General features: G+C 37.9%; 19 protein-coding genes. 7 read left to right on the top strand and 12 right to left on the bottom strand.

The window, feature by feature from the left end; all coding sequences use genetic code 11:
- Positions 1-18: 18 nt before the first annotated feature.
- From gyrA to CDA10_RS05670, 5 genes are all read right to left on the bottom strand, one after another.
- Complete coding sequence (gene gyrA / locus CDA10_RS05695; RefSeq protein WP_089604562.1) at positions 19-3,033, bottom strand: DNA gyrase subunit A; 3,015 nt, start codon at positions 3,031-3,033, stop codon at positions 19-21.
- Positions 3,034-3,429: 396 nt separating this feature from the next.
- Positions 3,430-3,849, bottom strand: coding sequence for a hypothetical protein (locus CDA10_RS05685; protein WP_089604558.1), 420 nt, complete (start codon positions 3,847-3,849; stop codon positions 3,430-3,432).
- A 157-nt stretch (positions 3,850-4,006) separates the two neighbouring features.
- A complete protein-coding gene (locus tag CDA10_RS05680) occupies positions 4,007-4,939 on the bottom strand; it encodes an FAD-binding protein (protein WP_089604556.1) in 933 nt (310 codons plus the stop codon).
- A gap of 17 nt (positions 4,940-4,956) precedes the next feature.
- Entirely contained in the window at positions 4,957-5,709 is a 753-nt protein-coding gene (locus CDA10_RS05675; RefSeq protein WP_089604554.1) for an electron transfer flavoprotein subunit beta/FixA family protein, read from the bottom strand.
- 538 nt (positions 5,710-6,247) lie between these two features.
- Positions 6,248-6,853, bottom strand: coding sequence for a LysE family translocator (locus CDA10_RS05670; protein WP_089604552.1), 606 nt, complete (start codon positions 6,851-6,853; stop codon positions 6,248-6,250).
- A 115-nt stretch (positions 6,854-6,968) separates the two neighbouring features.
- Here CDA10_RS05670 and CDA10_RS05665 point away from each other — a divergent pair, with 115 nt between their 5' ends.
- Together CDA10_RS05665 and CDA10_RS05660 are read left to right on the top strand one after the other, a co-directional pair.
- Positions 6,969-7,463 (top strand): Lrp/AsnC family transcriptional regulator, encoded by a 495-nt coding sequence (locus tag CDA10_RS05665; RefSeq protein WP_010114644.1) that lies wholly within the window; start codon positions 6,969-6,971, stop codon positions 7,461-7,463.
- A gap of 47 nt (positions 7,464-7,510) precedes the next feature.
- Positions 7,511-8,089, top strand: coding sequence for a GNAT family N-acetyltransferase (locus CDA10_RS05660; protein ID WP_089604550.1), 579 nt, complete (start codon positions 7,511-7,513; stop codon positions 8,087-8,089).
- 401 nt (positions 8,090-8,490) lie between these two features.
- On the opposite strand, the gene CDA10_RS05655 is transcribed toward CDA10_RS05660, so the two are convergent.
- The 6 genes from CDA10_RS05655 to CDA10_RS05630 all read right to left on the bottom strand — a co-directional run bounded on the left by CDA10_RS05655 (position 8,491) and on the right by CDA10_RS05630 (position 14,131).
- Complete coding sequence (locus CDA10_RS05655) at positions 8,491-8,862, bottom strand: hypothetical protein (protein ID WP_089604549.1); 372 nt, start codon at positions 8,860-8,862, stop codon at positions 8,491-8,493.
- 184 nt (positions 8,863-9,046) lie between these two features.
- Positions 9,047-9,943 carry a site-specific tyrosine recombinase/integron integrase gene (xerA, locus tag CDA10_RS05650; protein WP_167374956.1) on the bottom strand — a complete coding sequence of 299 codons (897 nt, stop codon included), beginning with the start codon at positions 9,941-9,943 and terminating at the stop codon, positions 9,047-9,049.
- A 259-nt stretch (positions 9,944-10,202) separates the two neighbouring features.
- On the bottom strand, positions 10,203-11,048 hold the full coding sequence (gene dapF / locus CDA10_RS05645) for a diaminopimelate epimerase (protein ID WP_089604546.1): 846 nt from the start codon (positions 11,046-11,048) through the stop codon (positions 10,203-10,205).
- Between the two features lie 13 nt (positions 11,049-11,061).
- Positions 11,062-12,306, bottom strand: a complete 1,245-nt coding sequence (lysA, locus tag CDA10_RS05640) for a diaminopimelate decarboxylase (RefSeq protein WP_089604544.1) — start codon at positions 12,304-12,306, stop codon at positions 11,062-11,064.
- 33 nt (positions 12,307-12,339) lie between these two features.
- The gene (locus tag CDA10_RS05635; protein ID WP_089604542.1) at positions 12,340-12,570 is read right to left on the bottom strand and encodes a hypothetical protein; all 231 of its coding nucleotides are present in this window, start codon (positions 12,568-12,570) and stop codon (positions 12,340-12,342) included.
- 160 nt (positions 12,571-12,730) lie between these two features.
- Positions 12,731-14,131 carry an amino acid permease gene (locus tag CDA10_RS05630; RefSeq protein WP_089604539.1) on the bottom strand — a complete coding sequence of 467 codons (1,401 nt, stop codon included), beginning with the start codon at positions 14,129-14,131 and terminating at the stop codon, positions 12,731-12,733.
- A gap of 282 nt (positions 14,132-14,413) precedes the next feature.
- Here CDA10_RS05630 and radA point away from each other — a divergent pair, with 282 nt between their 5' ends.
- From radA to CDA10_RS05615, 3 genes are all read left to right on the top strand, one after another.
- Positions 14,414-15,802: a DNA repair protein RadA gene (gene radA, locus CDA10_RS05625; RefSeq protein WP_089604537.1), complete on the top strand. Its 1,389-nt coding sequence runs from the start codon at positions 14,414-14,416 to the stop codon at positions 15,800-15,802.
- Between the two features lie 492 nt (positions 15,803-16,294).
- A complete protein-coding gene (locus tag CDA10_RS05620) occupies positions 16,295-17,278 on the top strand; it encodes a Tim44 domain-containing protein (protein ID WP_089604535.1) in 984 nt (327 codons plus the stop codon).
- A gap of 279 nt (positions 17,279-17,557) precedes the next feature.
- Positions 17,558-17,875, top strand: a complete 318-nt coding sequence (locus tag CDA10_RS05615) for a calcium-binding protein (protein WP_089604534.1) — start codon at positions 17,558-17,560, stop codon at positions 17,873-17,875.
- 108 nt (positions 17,876-17,983) lie between these two features.
- Here CDA10_RS05615 and CDA10_RS05610 read toward each other — a convergent pair whose 3' ends face one another.
- Positions 17,984-19,159: a S1C family serine protease gene (locus CDA10_RS05610; RefSeq protein ID WP_089604532.1), complete on the bottom strand. Its 1,176-nt coding sequence runs from the start codon at positions 19,157-19,159 to the stop codon at positions 17,984-17,986.
- A gap of 170 nt (positions 19,160-19,329) precedes the next feature.
- On the opposite strand from CDA10_RS05610, the gene CDA10_RS05605 reads away from it, so the two are divergent.
- Together CDA10_RS05605 and CDA10_RS05600 are read left to right on the top strand one after the other, a co-directional pair.
- Complete coding sequence (locus CDA10_RS05605) at positions 19,330-20,088, top strand: Nif3-like dinuclear metal center hexameric protein (protein ID WP_089604530.1); 759 nt, start codon at positions 19,330-19,332, stop codon at positions 20,086-20,088.
- A 212-nt stretch (positions 20,089-20,300) separates the two neighbouring features.
- Positions 20,301-20,927, top strand: a complete 627-nt coding sequence (locus tag CDA10_RS05600) for a superoxide dismutase (protein ID WP_010117639.1) — start codon at positions 20,301-20,303, stop codon at positions 20,925-20,927.
- Positions 20,928-21,122: the final 195 nt, after the last annotated feature.

Here is a 21,122-nt window from a genome sequence, read left to right as displayed (position 1 = left end):
TCCTTCAACATCTAAAAATTACTCTTCAGATTCATTACCATCAGACTCAGGCTCACCTTCATCCATAATGGTTTCATCTTCAACTAAAGATTCAGAATCAATTAAATTCTCGGTATTTTCCAATACTTCGCCATCAACTACTTCTAACTCTAATAGATCATCTTCAACTTCAACGGCTTCAACAGCAACGACGCCAACTAAGATTTCTTCATTACCTAAACGAATCAGACGTACACCTTGTGCATTACGACCCGTTCTAGCCACTTCAGAGGCACGAGTACGAACTAAAGTACCGCCATCAGAAATCAACATCAGCTCTTTAGACTCATCAATTGCAACCGCACCAACCAACTCACCGTTACGTTCAGATGTTTTGATCGCAATCACACCTTTACCACCACGTTTCTTGGTTGGGAAGTCATCAACTGGAGTACGTTTACCATAACCATTTGCAGAAGCACACAATACTTCGCCAGTTTCAGGTACAACGACTAAAGAAACGATGCGACTCGCCACATTTAAATCAGAAGAATCTTCATCATCTGAATCAATATCAGTTTCGACATCATCTTCAGCTTGGGCCGCAGCTAAAGTTACGCGCATACCACGCACACCTTTTGCAGTACGTCCCATCACACGTGCATCTGTTTCAGAGAAGCGAATCGCCTTACCTTCATTTGAGAACAACATGATTTGCTGTTCGCCATCGGTAATCGCAACACCAATCAAGGTATCTTCTTCTTTCAACTCAATTGCACGTAGACCATTTGAACGAACATTACTAAATTGTTCTAATTCAACACGTTTTACCGTACCAGAAGCAGTTGCCATGAACACATAGAAGTTTTTACGAACGTTTTCGACACGTTCAGCAAATTCATTCACCAATTCATCTTCAATATCTGAAGCTGACAACTCTAAGCCGATTTCTTTCAGTTGCTTACGTAAAGCATCTGATAAGTCATCTGGGTTTTCACCAAGCTCTGCAAATGCAGCTTTTAACGGCTCATAATGTGCTTCGATGATTGCATTTTCACGCAACTTAGCAACATTGGCACGTACAAAAGTTCTAAACTCAGTTAAACGCTCTGTAAACTTCTTCGGTGCATCAATTACAGGAAGAATCGCTGTAATCGTTTCATCAGCATCCAGTGGCAATAAGTTCACCATTGGGCGACCTTTTGAACCACGAGAAGCTTGAGGTACTTCAAAGACTTTTAGACGGTACACTTTACCAACATCAGTAAAGCAAAGCACAGTCGCATGGTTTGAAGTTACGATTAAATGTTGAATATAATCATCTTCTTTCATCGAAGTCGCAGACTTACCACGTCCACCACGGCGTTGAGCAGCGTAGTCTGACAATGGTTGAGTTTTCGCATAACCTGTTTTAGACACAGTTAATACGACTTGCTCTTCTGGAATTAAATCTTCACGAGAAAAATCGATACGTGATTCAACAATTTCAGTTTTACGTGCATCACCGTATTGCTGCAAGACCAATGCAAGTTCTTCACGAATCACATTCATCAACAAGTTAAAGTCATTGAGAATTGCAGTTAATTCAGCAATTTGAGCTAAAATTTCAGAATATTCAGCCTGTAACTTGTCTTGTTCAAGACCTGTTAAGCGATGTAAACGTAGCTCTAAAATCGCACTAACTTGCGCAGGTGATAAACGGTAAATCTGACCATCTAAACCAAACGGACGATTTGGATCTTCACCTTCAATCTCATCTGGACGAACTGAAATTGCGCCTGCTTTTTCAAGCAATGCAATAACATTTCCACCTGCCCATTCACCGATAAGTAAACGTTCACGCGCTTCAGTAGGATTTGCAGATGTTTTAATGGTTTCGATAATGTCATCAATATTCGCTAAAGCAACAGTCAAACCTTCTAAGATATGACCACGTTCACGTGCTTTGCGTAATTCAAACATCGTACGACGTGTCACCACTTCTTGACGGTGACGAATAAATGCCGCAATGATGTCTTTCAAATTCATTAACTTAGGCTGACCATTATCAAGACAAACCATGTTAATACTGAAAGAGTTTTCTAGTTGAGTATTTAAGAATAGGTTATTGACAATCACTTCAGCGTTTTCACCACGCTTTAAGTCAATCGCAATACGCATCCCATCTTTATCAGACTCATCACGAAGTTCTGAAATACCTTCAAGTTTTTTCTCTTTGACTAATTCAGCAATACGTTCAATCGTTCTTGCTTTATTGACTTGATAAGGAATTTCAGTGAAAACAATCGTTGTACGACCATTTTTCGGATCTTCTTCAAAATGATACTTACCACGAATATGTAAACGACCTTTACCTGTACGGTAAGCGTCTACAATTCCTGATTTACCATAAATAATACCGCCTGTAGGAAAGTCTGGACCAGAAATATGTTCCATCAACCCTTCAATCGAAATATTTGGATTATTTGCGTATGCCAAACATGCATTGACCACTTCAGTCATGTTGTGCGGTGCCATGTTGGTTGCCATACCTACAGCAATACCAGTTACACCATTGATCAATAAGTTTGGAATACGGGTCGGCATAACCTGAGGAATACGTTCAGAGCCGTCGTAGTTATCTTCCCATTCAACTGTATCTTTTTCTAAATCAGCCAACATTTCATGGGTCAATTTACGCATACGCACTTCGGTATAACGCATTGCTGCTGCGCTATCACCATCGACAGAACCGAAGTTACCCTGACCATCAACCAATTGATAACGTAGACTAAAACTTTGAGCCATACGTACAATGGTTTCATAAACAGCAGAATCACCATGCGGGTGGTATTTACCGATTACATCACCGACAACACGTGCAGATTTTTTATAGGCTTTGTTATAGTCATTACCCAACTCGTGCATAGCGAACAGCACACGACGATGAACAGGTTTTAAACCATCTCTCACGTCTGGTAATGCACGAGATACAATAACACTCATGGCATAATCGAGATATGAGCTTTTTAGTTCATCCTCAATGGCAATCGGTCTAATTTCCGATACGCTCATGCATACTCCTTATTTACAAACAGCGCACACTGCAACTGCTCATTTATATAATCAATCTTGCAAAGAATTAACTCAAAATGACTGAGCTAAAATCCGAAAATACAGCCGTAAATCTTAACATATTTTATCACTTTTATGTGTGTATTTAGTCGAGTTAATTTTGTTTGTTTTCCTTCATTTATCGCATTTTTTTTAAACAGAAATTGTACATTTTTTATAAAGGTAAAACTGAAATCATATAGCTTAATACTATGGTTTTTATTCATACGATAAGGCATTGTTTTACATAAACTCAGTCTGTATGGTAAAACCAAATATAAGTCTACGTGTGTAAATAAATCATAGATTTAAAAATCCACGCTAATCAATAGTTCTCAATAGAAGTCGTATTTCAATTTATTTACTTTTTTGAGGAAAAATATAGCGAAGACAAATAGTTAAAGCATGCGCTAACACTAGCGTCAACAAAAGGAATATAAAATAAAAAATACTTGCTAAAATTTCCGCTCCACCATCACCACCTTCATCAATTTTCTTTGACCAAAAATTTGCACTTTGAAGAAGCCTATCCTCTCGTGCAAATGCAGTATCAAATAGTTTAAAAGTAAGATATGTAATAACGAAAGTGATCAACCATCCCAATACATTAAAGAACGTACCTTCATCTTTGATATGACATAGCAAAAGGAATAATGCTGAAACAATAAAAGCGTAGCCCGCTGTGATAAAAAAACAAACTCGATAAAATAAAGGATCTTCTGTAGCAGCTATTGGCTGGTTATTTCCTTTTTCGGGTTCTTCTGCATCATCTGACATTCAACGTCCCCTTCCATGAATCCATAGAGTACAGCTAGCTTATAACGGCAGCAATAATTTGAGAATTATTTTCTAGATTGATTCATCATGTCTATTATTTTCTATAGATATAAAAAAACGCCCCTTTCGGAGCGTTTTCTGAAACTTAATTCGAGAATTAAAGCTTAGAAACTAATTCTGGAACAACAGTATTCAAATCACCAACTAACCAGTAGTCAGCAACAGCATTGATTGGCGCTTCTTCATCTTTGTTGATCGCTACGATCACTTTAGAATCTTTCATACCAGCCAAGTGCTGAATCGCACCAGAAATACCTACAGCGATGTATAGGTCAGGTGCAACGATTTTACCAGTTTGACCAACTTGCATATCATTTGGAACGAAGCCAGCATCAACCGCAGCACGTGAAGCGCCTTGAGCAGCACCAAGCTTATCAGCAAGTGGATCAAGTACTTTATGATAGTTCTCACCAGAACCTACACCACGACCACCAGATACTACAATGCTAGCAGCTGTTAATTCTGGACGTTCAGATTTCACGATTTCTTCAGAAACGAACTTAGAAATACCTGTGTCACCTGTAGAAGCAACAGCTTCAACCGCAGCAGAGCCACCTTCAGCAGCAACTGGATCAAATGCAGTACCACGTACAGTTGCAACAACGATTGCTTCGTCAGATTGAACTGTAGCAATTGCGTTACCAGCATAAATAGGACGTTTGAAAGTTTTAGGACCTTCAACAGCAATGATGTCAGTAATCATGCTTACGTCTAAAAGTGCAGCAGCACGTGGAAGAATGTTCTTACCAGTCGTTGTAGAAGCAGCAAGGATATGTGTATAACCTTTACCAAGATCTGCAACTAATTTAGCAACGTTTTCAGCCAATTGATTTGCATAAGCAGCATCATCAGCAAGTAATACTTTGCTTACACCAGCAACTTTTGCAGCAGCATCTGCAACTGCTTGAGCACCAGAACCTGCAACCAATACAGTGATATCACCACCGATTTTTTGAGCTGCAGCAACAACGTTTAAAGTTGCACCGTTAAGTGTCTTATTGTCGTGCTCAGCGATAACTAAAATACTCATGATTTTATCCTTCTGTATTAGATCACTTTCGCTTCATTTTTAAGTTTTTCAACAAGCTCGTCTACTGACTTCACTTGTACACCAGCTTTACGCTCTGCAGGTGGTTCAACTTTAACTGTTTTAAGTTTAGAAGTTGCTGTAACACCAAAATCTGCAGGAGTTTTCGTATCAAGTGGTTTTTTACGTGCTTTCATAATGTTTGGAAGCGCAGCATAACGTGGCTCATTCAAACGTAAGTCAGTCGTAATGATTGCTGGAGTGTTAAGCTCAACAGTTTGTAAACCGCCATCAACTTCACGAGTAACTTGTACTTTATCGCCATTTACTGCAACAACAGAAGCGAAAGTACCTTGACCTGCACCAAGCAAAGCACCAAGCATCTGACCGACTTGGTTAGAGTCATCATCAATCGCTTGCTTACCTAAAAGTACAAGTTGTGGTTGTTCTTGTTCAACTACACCTTTAAGGATTTTTGCAATTTCTAAAGCACCAAGTTGGCTGTCATCAGCTTCAACTAAAATACCGCGGTCTGCACCAAGCGCCATCGCAGAACGAATTTGCTCTTGAGCTTCTTTAGCACCAATAGAAACGACAACGATTTCTGAAACTGTTCCCTTTTCTTTTAAACGAACCGCTTCTTCAACAGCGATTTCATCAAATGGGTTAATTGACATTTTAACGTTAGTAAGGTCAACCCCACTATTGTCCGGTTTAACACGAACTTTAACGTTGGCATCAACCACACGTTTTACAGCAACAAGAGCCTTCATGTAATCCTCGGCTGTTTTAGCAAAATAAATGTTGAGAAAAGTTATAATAACTCTTCATTTAAAATTTTTAGGTGCCCTATCTTGCAATGTGATTGGCATTTCGGTCAAGTCACAATTCAACAAAGAGCTGTAAAAAAGCGTAAAAATCGTTGAACGGGCAGTTCATAAAAAAAATGTAACAATGCTGCGCTTTAATTTCAGATTATATTTAGACAAATTTTAAGTATTGATTTTGAATATTTTTTTAATAAAATAACTTCTTAAAGCTACATTTTCGATAATTAAGCAAAGATTACAACGATGAAATAGTTTTCATCTTGGATTTGTATTTTTTTACTTAAATTTGTCATTTAAGATAGATTGGCATGAAAATTTAATTTTTTACATCAATAAAAATTGTAACTTTAACTATTTTTAGCATTCATTTAAGTCTAAATAATGAAAAGTCAGCATAAGTTTTGCCTTATGCTAACTGAACCTATTCAAAAGTTATTGATATCACTTATAAATCATACTAATTTTAAGACCAGTTTCAGTACTAGTTAATGACCAACCAAGTCGCTGCCAAAGCTAAAAGAGAGCCAGAACCTGCATCAATCCATTTTTGCTTACGTTCATCTATCCCAGTTTTTTGAGAAATTTTGGCAAAAACCAAACTCAAACAACAATAGATCACAAAAATTAAACCAATAAAGATCAAAGATAAGGCTAAGCCTTGAGCAACTGTATTCCCTGATTTATTGATAAACTGCGGAAGAATTGCAAAATAAATCAGCATACCTTTTGGATTTAACAAAGCTGTTAAAAAACCTTTCCGAATCGGTTGCGCTGAAACTTTCTTTTCGATCTTCACTTGATTTGGATAAAATACTGACTTAATCAAATGGAATGCTAAATATAATAAATACGCAATTCCAAGATAACGAATCGTTTCAAATAAGACAGGAAAAGAAACAATAATTGCAGCAATCCCAAGTGCAACCAAGATTGAATGCACTAAATATCCTGAACAAATACCGATTGTTGCCATCATACCTGCTTTCGCATCTTTACCCATCACTTGTGACAGGATAAATAACATATCTGGTCCTGGTGTGAAAATTAACGGCAATACCGTTAAGGCAAAAAGTGCAAATACAGACATTTTCCTTTCCTTCTCTGTACTGTTTTAGGGAAGAAAATAGTATCTTTCAAAACAGTTAAAATAGGATTGCAAATGTTCTATAATATTTATTATTTTTCGAATTAAATTCTAATTTATGAAAATTTCATCAAAGACTATTCTAATAAAGCTAGATCGTATTGATAAAAATATCATTCGTGCTTTGCAAGCCAATGGTCGAATTCAAAACAACGATTTAGCCCGTGAAATCGGACTATCGCCTTCTTCTTGTTTAAGACGAGTCAGGTTATTGGAGGAAGCCAACGTTATTCAAAACTACACCACTGTTGTTGATCCTCAGAAAATTGGCTTCCAGCTGATTTTATTTTCACGGATTTGGCTGTTGGGGCAAGATGCTGAAACCATTGATCTATTTATTGAGGCGATGAAAGAACTTCCTCAAGTAATGGAATGCTATATTATTTTGGGTGAATGCGATGCGATGTTAAAAGTCGTTGTTCCTGATTTGGAAAGTTATCGTAAATTTCAGTCTACGCATTTGACTAAGAAGAATGGCATTACCAGTGTTAAAACAGATGTACCAAGTCAAATTATTAAACAAAGTTTTCAGCTTCCTCTTGAAGATTTATAACTTGAAGACCCAGATAGACTAATTAAAAGGCTCATTGGAATAATATGATGAAAAAGTTTCATCCACCGATTCAACTTGAAACGCCAAGATTAATTTTGAGACAGTGGAAAGATACTGATTTTCAGGAATTTTATGCTTTAAATTCAGATGTTGACGTGATGCGATACTTCCCTTGCGTTTTATCACAACGAGAAAGTGATGAATTGGCAAATAAATTTCAGACTCTAATTGCAGAAAATGGCTGGGGCTTTTGGGCGGTAGAATTAAAAGAAAACCACCAATTTATTGGTTTTGTAGGATTACAGAGCCAACCTACTCAGTTTGAATTTTCGCCCTGTGTAGAAATTGGTTGGAGATTAGCACAACAATATTGGCATCAAGGTTATGCAACCGAAGCAGCCAAAGTCTGTTTAAAATTTGCTTTTGAACAGTTAGACCTTGAAGACGTTGTATCATTTACGGCGAAATTAAATGTCCCTTCGCAAAAAGTCATGCAACGCTTAAACATGCAATCAATTTCAGAATTTAATCATCCAAAAGTCGAAGCGACGCACCCATTGGCTTGCCATGTGCTTTATCGAATGACTCAACAAACTTATTTTCAAACAGTAAATGCTTTTGAATAAAGTATTTAACGCCAGTTCGGGGTAAATTCTGATGTAAGTTATTGAAAAAATTGATCAGGTGCAGCGGAGTCTTACCATTTAAAGCTAAATGCAAGGATTAACCTTCGGTTTTGCCTACTTTTCTTTCGGGATGAGTGGCACTGCCACGCAAGGGCAAAACCATTTATCAGTCGCGAACTCGACAGATACTATCTAGTACCTAATATATCGCAAAAACAGTATATTACAGATCTTGCGGAATATATTCCTCATGCCTCGAACAATGCGACTGACGTTTCTGCGTATCATATATTTGGGAATATATCTTATCTCGAACTCAGGTTATTTACTGTCTACACAACAAAGTTATAAGCTTTTCGAGCTTTATTTATCGATTCACTCGAAAAATTTAATGAATATCTTTAGCTAAGCTTGGTGTCTAAAAAGTCGCGATGAACATGGCTGAGTTCAATTAGATCTTGATTTTCTAAATCAAAAATTTTCCAAACTTCAAGAAAGTCTTCTTTTAAATCGACACGATTCGAAGCATTTTTTGCAGCTTGCCATTGTTGATCTGAAATCCACAAATACACTTCTTGAGTTTCAGTATTCACTGCCTGTACTTTACCTTCAGCATTAATACCCAGTACTTTTCCTTGCTCAGGTAATGTTGCCTCAATTTTCGGTAAGCTAAATTCTACAAAGTGTTTAACTTGCCGCAAGCCATAACCCTTGAAAATTTCTTTTTGAGCTTCAGTGAGTTGCTGATATTTTTGTTCAAGTTCCGAGATCATTGGAAAGCCTAAAATTTTACAAAATTGGGTCGATAGAAAGCATTTTTATTCATGCGAAATTAGATATACAACAGAGCTTCGTTAAAAACAATTAGCCTTTGGGTTTTTTTCTTTTGGAATTGTGTCCAAATTGAACTTCTGTGTAAAACATTTCAATCACACAATTTCATCAAAATTGAATATTTTAAGTATTTTTGATCTTATTCGCCCTTGGATGCGCTTGATCATAGACCTGAGCAAGGCGATCAAAATCAATATGCGTATAAATCTGCGTGGTACTTAGATTGCTATGACCAAGCATTTCTTGAACTGCTCGTAAATCACCACTATTTGACAGCATATGACTGGCAAAGCAATGTCTAAGTAGATGAGGATGTAAGTCTACATTCACACCTGCACGTAAGGCTTGAAATTTCACACGATTTTCAATTTGGCGAGGTGTAATATTATTCCCCCGCTGAGTAATAAATACATATGATTGTGGACTAAACTCCCCTTGCCAAATCCGATAAATTTTCAACCATTCAATTAAGCTATCTCTGGCTTTAGAGCCAAAAGGAACAATTCTTGTTTTGTTCCCTTTACCCGTGATCCGCAATAAATGCCGATTAAAATCAATATCACGAATCGTTAATCCTTGAATTTCTGCCAAACGCAAACCACTTGAATAGAGCAATTCGAGAATAGCTTTATCTCGTAACCATAATTGTTTTTCTATCGGCTTTTCAGGCTCAGACTGATCCATAATTTGATTAACTGTTTCAATATCAATCATGCCAGGCAAGGGTCGAGGTTGTCTTTTCAATTGAAAGTCGTCAGCAGGATTGATTTCTAAATACTTCCCTTGCTCAGCCCACTTCATGAATTGGCGAATTGAGGTCAAATGACGTTGCAAACTGGTAGAACTCAGTTGATCTTTTTCCACGCGATACGCAATATATTCTCTTAAGTCTGAAGTTTCGATTTGTTTTAATTCAAGTTTTTTCTTATAACAAAAATCAATAAAATTAGACACATCACGAAAATAAGCATCTAAAGTATGCTCAGATTGATTTTGAATTTTACGATCTTTAATCCACATGGAGAGCAATTGCATTGCGCCATACTGCATAAAGCCCTCGTTTTAATGATCAATGATTAGAATAGACAATCAACAATGGAATATAAAAACCTAACGGCTTATCTGTGGAAATATAGCATTTAACAGTCTCTCAAACACAATAAATTCATTTAAGCTCTTTAAACCATTAAAATCTGTCGCACTTTTCTATCACTACACATAAAAAAACCCTGAAATCAATTCAGGGCTTTCTGATGCTCTATAAACAGAACAATAACGATCAACTTTGGAAATAACGCAAATCTAAACGACCTTCATAAACTGTCGCTGTAGGGCCTGTCATCCATACGACATCGCCCTCTTTCCATTCAATTTGCAACTTACCACCAGCCAACTCTATTTCAACCTGATCTGCAAGCAAACCACGGCGTATTCCAGAAACTGCTGCTGCACATGCGCCTGTACCACAAGCCATGGTTTCCCCTACGCCACGTTCAAATACACGTAGACGGGCATGTTTTTCATCAATAATTTGCATAAAGCCAGCATTGACACGCTGCGGGAAACGTTCATGAGATTCAACTTGCGGGCCAATGTTCGCCACATCTGCGGTCAAAACATCTGTAACAATCGTCACAGCATGCGGATTGCCCATATTCACCACATCAATTGTTAATTGCTGATGATCCGCCAAAGCAATGTCATACAAAGCCTCTGGTTCATCTGCAATAAACGGAATTTCATTAGGTAAAAATTTAGGATAACCCATATTGACCCGAACCCAACCATTTTCGCCCAATTCAGGCTCTACGATCCCTGCACTGGTTTGAACTTTAAAACGCTTTTTATTGGTCAACTGACGAGCATGTACAAATTGTGCAAAACACCGTACCCCATTGCCACATTGCTCAACTTCAGAACCATCAGCATTGAAAATACGGTATTTAAAATCTACATTTGGAAAATCAGGTGCTTCGACAATCAAGAGCTGATCAAAACCAATACCAAAGTGACGGTCTGCCAAACGACGAATAGTCATTGCATCAAAAAAAGCACGTTGGCTAATCAGGTCAACGACCATAAAATCATTACCCAAACCATGCATTTTGGTAAATTCTAATAACATCTAAAATTACTCCTTAAGGCAATAAACGTTCATTTTTCCAAAGCGATTCAATCGTTTCTCGTTCACGGATCAAGTGCGACTGATCAGCATCGACCATGACTTCTGCAGCACGACCACGGGTATTGTAATTCGAACTCATCACGAAACCATACGCCCCTGCACCCAAGACAGCAAGATAATCATTTTCCTGAATCGCAAGTTCACGTTCTTTACCCAAGAAATCAGCAGACTCACAAATAGGTCCAACCAAATCCCAAGTTTGCTTTTCAACATCTGTACGCAAAGTCACTTCTTGAATATCCATCCACGCTTCATAAAGCGCAGGACGAATCAAATCATTCATCGCAGCGTCAATTAGCGCAAAGTTACGATGCGTTGTTGGTTTCAAAAAATCGACCTTCGCCAGCAATGCGCCTGCATTTGCAGAAATACTACGACCTGGTTCCATATACACTTTAAGACCCAATTTTTCCAAAGCAGGGCGCATTGAATTGGCATATTCTTCAACAGTTGGGGGAACTTCATCTTTATAAGTCACACCTAAACCACCACCAATATCGATGTGTTGTAGGTTGATACCGAGTGCTTTTAATTGCTCAATCATACTAATGACACGATCAAGTGCATCAACAAAAGGCTGTGTTTCAGTCAGTTGTGAACCAATATGACAATCAATTCCCACCACATCTAAATTTGGTAACGATGCAGCGTACTGATACGTTTCAAACACAGAATCTGATGGAATACCAAACTTGTTTTCTTTTAAACCCGTTGAAATATAAGGATGCGTTTTTGCATCGACATCGGGATTTACACGTAAAGAAATTGGTGCTTTTTTACCGAGCTGCGCTGCAACTTTTTGAATACGATCTAATTCAGCATGTGATTCAACATTGAAGCAAGCAATACCCACTTCCAATGCTTTTTGAATATCTGCTTCTTGCTTACCCAAACCAGAGAATACAATTTTTGACGGCTCACCACCTGCTGCAAGTACACGAGCAAGTTCACCACCTGTCACAATATCAAAACCTGAACCCAATTTTGCCAATACATTCAATACTGCAAGATTTGAGTTTGACTTCACCGCAAAACAAATTTGATGATCGATAAAGCTAAATGCCTTATCCATATCTAAATAATGTTTTTCAAATGTCGCTTTTGAATAGACATAAAGTGGTGTGCCATATTGCTGTGCGAGTTGCTCTAAAGAACATTGCTCTGCATGCAATACCCCATCAATGCGGGAAAAACTCATGAATGTATCCTTTCAATGAAAGTTTAATTGGGTTTAGTTTGAATTCGCTTGAGATGCAGGTACAGATTGATCTGCTACATCCAATTGAGCTTTCACTTTTTGCTCAGTTTGAACACCTTTGCTTTCCTCTTTCGAGTACAACAAATATTTCGCACGTTTGTCATAATCAGGACTATTCGCTAACTGCAATTCACCTGATTGACCACAACCGACCAATACTGCACTACCTAAAACTAAACCGATGCTACAAATAACTAAACGCATCTGCTCACCTATTTCCAAAATTTTCGTCAGTATACCTTGATTATTGATTATAAAACATTGACCAAAAACCAAAGTATCAAGCCGTAAAGCTTAGATTGATAATAAAAAAAACGCCAGTGGATCACTGACGTTTTCTTATGAGAATCTTTGAAATAGCTAATTACTGTTTTTTCTTATAAAAACAAAAGTAACCAATTGCAAGGATAATTAACCAAATTGGACTCACCATCAAAGACTTAAGCGTATCAGGCTCTAAAGCAAGAATACCAATTGTTCCAATGAAGAATACAATCACGATATAGCAAGTGATTGGCCCACCCGGTAACTTAAAGGTTGATTTTGCATGTAGTTCTGGACGTGTTTTGTAGTACACCAAATAACTCCACAAAATAATCAACCAAACGAGAATAAACAAAATAGTTGAAAGTGTCGTTGCAAGCGTAAAGGCTTCAACAGTATTGGGTACAAAATACTGGAGTGCTGCACCACCAAGCAAACATATGCCCGAGAAATAAAGCGCATTCGCTGGAACTGCACGTCTATTTAACAAACCAAATGCTTTCGGGCCTTGGTCTTCACGAGATAAACCAAACAACATACGGCTAGTAGAAAACACACCACTGTTCATTGACGACATCACTGAAGATAAGACCACTAAGTTCATGATAATCGCCGCAGCTGCAATACCTGCTTGGCTGAACAAATTCACAAATGGACTCACTTTAGGGTCAATCGTATTCCAAGGCGTTACTGACATTACAATCACCAATGCCAACACATAGAAGAAAATGATACGAATTGGAATCGAGTTAACTGCTTTCGGTAAGTTTTTCTCAGGGTCTTTGGTTTCTGCCGCAGTTGTACCTACAAGTTCAACACCAACAAAAGCAAAGATCGCAATTTGAAAACCAGCTAAAAAGCCACTGAGACCTTTAGGGAACATGCCTCCGTTGTCCCACAAGTGGGTAAATGATGCAACTTGACCTGTCGTTGAAGTAAAGCCAGTAAAAATCATCCATAAACCGACCAAAATGAGTACCACAATGGCAATAATTTTGATCAATGCAAACCAAAACTCTAGCTCACCAAATAATTTTACAGTAACTAAATTCAGCCCCATGATGAAGAAAATAGCCGCAACACTAATCATTGCACCTTCAGTTGGGGTAAAGGGCACACCATTATTAAAGAACTGTAAGTAATAAATAATGGCTGATAGATCAGCAATACCGATCGTAATCCAGCATAGCCAATACGTCCATCCGACAAAATAACCCGCCCATGGACCGATTAAATCCGTTGAAAAATCAATAAATGACTTGTATTGCAAATTTGAAAGTAATAATTCGCCAAGCGCGCGCATGACGAAAAACACCATCAAACCAATGATCATGTAAATAAATAAAATGGAAGGCCCTGCAAGACTAATCGTCTTCCCTGAACCCATGAATAATCCTGTACCAATTGCACCACCAATTGCAATCAATTGAAGATGGCGATTTGATAAACTTCTTGCTAGCTCACCTGTTCCCGCAGAAGAACTCAGTTTTTCATTTGACATTGTTATATTCTTCTCTCAGATTTAGTTGTGTAAAAGTAGCCAAAACAAAAAAAATAAAAAAGCTTTTTTCAATGAATACTTAAAAATAACTAGGTTTTCTAACCTTTTAGCTCATTAAATAATCACAACAACAACCCTTTACCTTTCTTATTTTTTACCGTTCCTTCAAATTGCATATTACGTGCCAAAATTGATTTTGGCGAGATGTAAGGTAAAAAATTGTATTTCAATGTCGCTATTGATACATTCAGCACACTATTTTAAAAGTTGAACGCACTAAGAATGGGCAAAGTTAAAACTGTTTATCGTTGTGAACAATGTGGAACAGATCATCCTAAATGGTCAGGTCAATGTTCAGACTGTGGTGCATGGAATAGTTTAACGGAAGTCCGCATTGAACCAGTGGTCGCTCATCGTGCCAAAGCCATGGGAGGCGGTTATGCAGGACAAGCGGCCAATGTTACAACGCTCAACCAAATCACCGTTTCAAACGAAACACGCCTAGCCACAGGTATTGGTGAGTTCGATCGTGTTCTTGGTGGCGGACTCGTTACAGGTTCAGTGGTTTTGATTGGTGGTGATCCGGGGATTGGTAAATCAACGATTCTATTACAAACAGCAACGCATATGGCTGCTGCCAATAGCTCTGCCTTATATGTCACTGGTGAAGAATCACTTTCTCAAGTTGCGCTACGAGCCAATCGCCTAGACTTACCAACAGACAAACTTCAAGTCATGGCAGAAACATGTGTTGAACGTATTTGCGATACCCTTGCACAACTTCGCCCTGCTGTTGCCATACTAGATTCAATCCAAACACTTTATACAGAAACCTTACAATCTGCACCGGGTGGCGTATCACAAATTCGTGAATCTGCAGCCTTACTCACTCGTTTCGCTAAAAATAGCGGTACAGCATTATTCCTTGTCGGCCATGTCACTAAAGAAGGCTCACTCGCTGGGCCACGTGTACTTGAACATATGGTGGATTGTGTACTTTATTTTGAAGGACAATCTGACTCACGTTACCGCATGATTCGAGCAGTTAAAAACCGTTTTGGTGCTGTGAATGAACTTGGTGTCTTTGGCATGACCGATAAAGGGCTCAAAGAAGTTGCCAACCCTTCTGCTATTTTCCTAAGTCGTTATGATGAAGCAATTCCCGGTTCAGTAGTCATGATCAGTCGTGAAGGTACACGACCTTTATTAGTAGAAGTACAGGCTCTGGTTGATGATGCACATGGACAACCTCGTCGAGTTGCACTGGGTTTAGAACAAAACCGTTTAAACATGCTATTAGCGGTAATGCATCGTCATGGTGGCGTACAAACTTCGGGACAAGATGTCTATGTGAATGTAGTCGGTGGTTTGAAAATTACTGAAACAGGTTCAGATTTAGCAGTCCTTTTAGCATGCGCTTCCAGTTTGAGATCCAAAGCCCTACCACAACAGTTGGCCGTTTTTGGAGAAGTAGGATTATCTGGTGAGATACGTCCTGTGCCAAATGGTCAAGAACGCTTGAAAGAAGCCATTAAACATGGTTTTAAATACATTATTGTGCCTAGAGGCAATGCACCACAAAAACCCATTGCAGGTGTTCAAATTATTTCTGTAGCACGTTTACATGAAGCGCTAACTGAAGCCATGCAACTTAGTGATGAAGTTGGTTAAAGCCTATCATTCGATCAATACGTTGAAGTTTTTCTCTTTTCAGAGAGGAGCTTCAACAAACTCATACTGATATACACATCAACGACTCAATATGATTGAATATAAAATAACCCAATGATTAAATTGAGTTTTAAGTTGGTCAAACAAGCGTGCTTTTCCTAACAATGCAGCATGATTTAACTTAAGTATCATATTTATGAGAATATTACCCACTTCTTTAAGGACTAAAATAGTATATAAATACATAATTTGATTGATATGATAAAAACAACATTTTAAAGATTATTTTTTATTTTCAATAAATTATACAAATATTTTTCTGTTAATTTCAGCAAGCAAAAGTTTCGTTATGTTTATGTGAATTTATGTTCAAATGAATCCTAAAAACATTGAAATTCTACACAAAAGACTGCATAAATAGAGAAATGAAAACAACAGAATCGTGTTGTTTAAATCATATTCATCAATTGATTTGTTAAATAGGAAATTTCAATGGAAGTTCGACAGCGCGGCTTGATCGCAGGTATTTTAATGGCAACTTTGGCTGTAGCTCCTCTAGCCGAAGCAAAACGTGCAGGTGGTGGTAAAAGCCACGGCATGAGCCGTTCTTCGAGTTCAAGTCAATCTTATTCTCAACCTCGACAAGTTACGCCTGCTCAACAACCGACTCAAGCAAGCCAACAAAGATCAGGTTCTGGTGTAGGTAAAATGGTTGCAGCGGGTGTTGCCGGTGCTGCTGTAGGTGCAGTTGCGGCCAATGCGATGGCTGATGACCGCAACAGTACGAACCAAGTTCAAACGACTGATGCTGAATTGGCGAAGCAACAAGCTGCTCAGCAAGAGCAAAAAGGTGGCATTCCGAGTTGGATTTGGTTAATTCTGATTGCAGGTGCAGCTTTCTTTTTATTCCGTAAATTCGGTGCTAAAAAAAAATTAGCGACCAATAACCCTTATGCCCCAAATAGTACAGGTTCAAATGCACCATTTGGTCAAGCAAATACAACTGCGCGTAGTTCGAATGGCAATACCAATATTTTTGGTCAGTCAGTCGCAGGCGGTGCTGCAACACAAACACCATTTGGCGCATCGACACAAAGCGGTAATCAACTTCCAGACGGCAGTGAACCTGCTGCTTTCTTGCGTGTTGCCCGTCAACGTTTCAACCACATTCAGTCAATGAACTCTGTAAGTAATATTGCGGAAATTCAACGCTATTTAACACCTGACCTTTATCAGTCTATGTATAGCGACATTATGGCGAATCAGGATCAAGACGTTGCTGAGTTTTCAAACTTAAATGCAATGGTTGTAGATAGCGCGACTGAGAATGGTCAGTATGTTGTTAGCGTTCGCTTTACAGGTACAGTGAGCGAAGATCTAAATAGTCTTCCGCAACCTTTTGCTGAAATTTGGCACTTTATAAAACCTGCTGGCTCTAACCAAGACTGGTTAGTTGCAGGTATTCAACAAAGTTAAGCTTCTGTTTTTGTTTAGAATATGAAAACCAGTACTTCGGTACTGGTTTTTTATGCATCATTTAATTTTCTATAAAATACGCTATAAAATAATGTGTTGCCCCTACGTAACTTTCCATAACGCTATAATTCAATTACTTCACAAAAAGCCATAGCAAAAAAATCTTCACGATTGTTCCATTAAATCCAATACTCAACTGGTGCTTTACGTTCTAAACTGAATGGATAATCAATCTTTTTATTTTAATATTCTACCCATCCAAATATTGAGAAATGAAAAATGAAAAAAATATTTATTCTTTGCATATTCGCCATGATGAGTTCGCATAGTTTTGCCTGCGATCCAGTTTCCTTAGACTGGGACAAGTTCCATAAACGCTATGATTTAAATAAAAATAAAACTTTTGAACTCAAAGAGTTCTTAAAAGTTAAAGACTTTGATCCACTTCCTTGGCCTGATGATAAACGCTTTCAAGGGAAAGATAAAAATATCAAGTTATTTAAATATTTAGATAAAAATAAGGATGGTAAACTCATTGATGAAGAACTTGGAGATATTCATAGCTTATTGCCTAATCCTTGTGCCAATTGGCCATAGAGATGATCTTAAAGTAATACCATTCTAAGCAATAAATTCTAGACAATAAAAAACCCTGAATCATCAGGGTTTAATATTGAGCATTTAACTTTTAATGTCAAAAGACAATTAACGTTGTGGTAACGGAATATATTGAGTATCTGAATTTTGGACTTTACGCTCGCCTACCTTCACAGTTAAATCAACTTTCTGCTCACCACGCATCACTTCAACTTGAATCGTTGAGTCTGGTGATTGCAATGCCACATAATTGATTAAATGCGAAGTAGAATTAATGTCTTCCTGATTCACTTTGACAATACGGTCACCTACTTTAATTCCCGCTTGAGCCGCAGGGCCGTTCTTAAGTACATCCGCAACAACCACGCCCGCTTGACGAGGTTGTAAAACATCTTCTTGAGTTGGTGGTACCAAACTAATGCCCATCCACCCCCGAATCACACGACCATCTTTCAAAATCGAATTCAGAATTTGCTGACAGATTTTTGCAGGAATTGCAAAACCAATACCCAAAGAACCACCTGATTGAGAGAAAATTGCAGTATTAACACCTATCAAATTACCAGCAACATCAATCAACGCACCACCTGAGTTACCAGGGTTAATTGCAGCATCCGTTTGGATAAAATCCTCATACGTATTAATACCCAAGTCTGAACGACCTGTTGCAGAAATAATGCCTTGTGTTACCGTTTGCCCCACACCAAAAGGATTACCAATCGCTAAAACCACATCACCGACTTCATTACCACTCAATTTAAAAGGTAAAACAGGTAAATCTGTAAGTTCTATTTTGATTACAGCCAAGTCGGTATCAGGATCTGTACCAATCACTTTTGCTTCTGCACGACGTCCATCTTGCAAGGCCACTACAATTTGATCTGCTTGAGCAATCACATGATTATTAGTCAAAATATAACCATCTGGGCGAACAATCACTCCAGACCCAAGGCTATTTTCATTCGCTCCTTGGTTTTGTTCTGGAATCTGATTGCCAAAAAATTCTCTAAATGCAGGATCATTAAGTAAAGGATGTTTTTGTTTCACTTTTTGCATCGTGAAAATATTCACTACCGCAGGTGCCGCAACTTTCACAGCAGCACTGTACGACACTACACCACCCGTTCTAGAGGTATTGACCAAAGGCTCTACTTTTTCAGCAGGCATTTTTACACCATCGGGAGCAATGGGCGCTTTGGGTTGTTGGAGCTTTTGCCAAAAGGCAAAACTGATAATGACGAGGATAAGTAATACCCACGGTAGCCATGCGAAAGAACGGCGCACTTTTATTTCCTCTTAGAATTTTTTAATTAGTTGATGCAAAAGCAATTTGTCTATTGTAAAGCAAATTTTAAAAGATACATAAAAAACACAAAGAGTTTTGTTCGGCTTTAGTTACAATTCAAAATGTGTTTTTATGTTTTGAAATCTTTAACGCAGTTTTAAGGTTATTTATGGCTTTATTAAAAGAAATTATTCAGTGGTGCGATCAAACTTTAAAATCACATGAATTTAAAGACTACGCTCCTAATGGTTTGCAAATTGAAGGTAAGCCAGAGGTTAAAAAAATTCTCTGCGCAGTGACTGCTTCGCAAGATGCTATCGATGCAGCGATTGCCCAACAGGCAGACCTATTATTGGTTCATCATGGTTATTTTTGGAAAGGCGAACCCTACCCGATCACTGGTATGCGTGGGAAACGCATTAAAGCCTTAATTCAAAATGATATTTCTCTAGTTGGCTATCATTTACCTTTGGATTCACATCCTAAACTGGGTAATAATGCGGCAATTGCTGAAATATTGGATTTAGAAAGTATTGAAGCTTTAGATCCGAGTGAACGTAACCCGATTGGAAATATTGGCTATTTAAAGAATCCAATGCAACCTGAAGACTTCAAACAATTTTTAACAGAAAAATTAGGTTTTGAAACAATTCATTTAAATGCAGAAAAGCCAATGATTCAAAAAGTTGGCTTTTGTACTGGTGCAGCGCAAGATTTTATTACAAAAGCGGCAGATATGGACTGTGATGCTTTTATCTCAGGTGAAGTCAGTGAGCGTACATTCTATGAAGCCAAAGAACTCGATTTACACTATTTTGCTTGTGGACATCATGCAACTGAACGATATGGTGTACAACAACTTGCCAAAGCTATTTCAGAACAGTTCAATATTGAGTATAGTTATTTCGAATTAAACAATCCGATTTAATCTTGGCAATTTTTTGATTGTTTTGTTGACCATAACAATGCAATCAAAAGTTTTTGTCAAAAATAATCACTGATTTTTAACATTTTCTTTATACGTATTAAATCGAAATAAATTGTGTATTGTTATTTAACATCCTGCACAATTGCTCGAAGAATCTATTACAATAAAGCCACTTAATGTTAAAACCCAGCAAAATGCAAGGAATTTAAAACATGACAACCATTACTTTACCTGCGCTTCCATACGGTTATGATGACCTAGCTCCACACATCAGCAAAGAAACGCTTGAATATCATCATGACAAACATCACAACACTTATGTTGTTAACCTCAATAACCTAATCAAAGGGACTGACCTTGAAGGTAAAGCATTAGAAGAAATCATCACTGCTGTTGCTGGCGATGCTTCTAAAGCAGGTGTTTTCAACAACGCGGCCCAAGTATGGAACCACACGTTCTATTGGAACTGTATGGCTAAAAATGGTGGTGGTAAAGCGACTGGCGCTTTAGCTGCTAAAATTGATGAAACTTTCGGTTCTTATGAAAAATTTGCTGAAGAATTTGCTGCTGCTGCAACAACTCAATTTGGTTCAGGTTGGGCTTGGTTAGTTGCTGACAAAGTCAATGGCGACCTTTCTATCCTTAAAACTTCAAATGCTGATACGCCACTTGCACATGGTAAAGTTGCTGTATTAACAATTGACGTTTGGGAACATGCTTATTACATCGACTTCCGTAATGCACGTCCTAAATATATCTCTACTTTCCTTGAAAGCCTAGTAAACTGGGACTATGCAAATGCTAAATATGCTGGTCAAGCTGCTGGCGTTGAGAAATAAGAAGAATAGAAAATTAAACTAAATTTTAGTTTTCTTATTTTTAAAATCGCTCTTTTATAGGGCGATTTTTTTGATCATTACTTTCTCTTTCGATCAGCACAATCACTCATTAGGCGATAAAACCCATCACAACTATTTAACATCAGTGAAAATTTTGGACAGATTACATCCAAGTTATCATCATAAAACTTTAAA

The organism is Acinetobacter piscicola, from assembly GCF_002233755.1.
Classification (GTDB): Bacteria; Pseudomonadota; Gammaproteobacteria; order Pseudomonadales; family Moraxellaceae; genus Acinetobacter; species Acinetobacter piscicola.
This window is presented reverse-complemented; position numbering and strand designations above follow the sequence as displayed.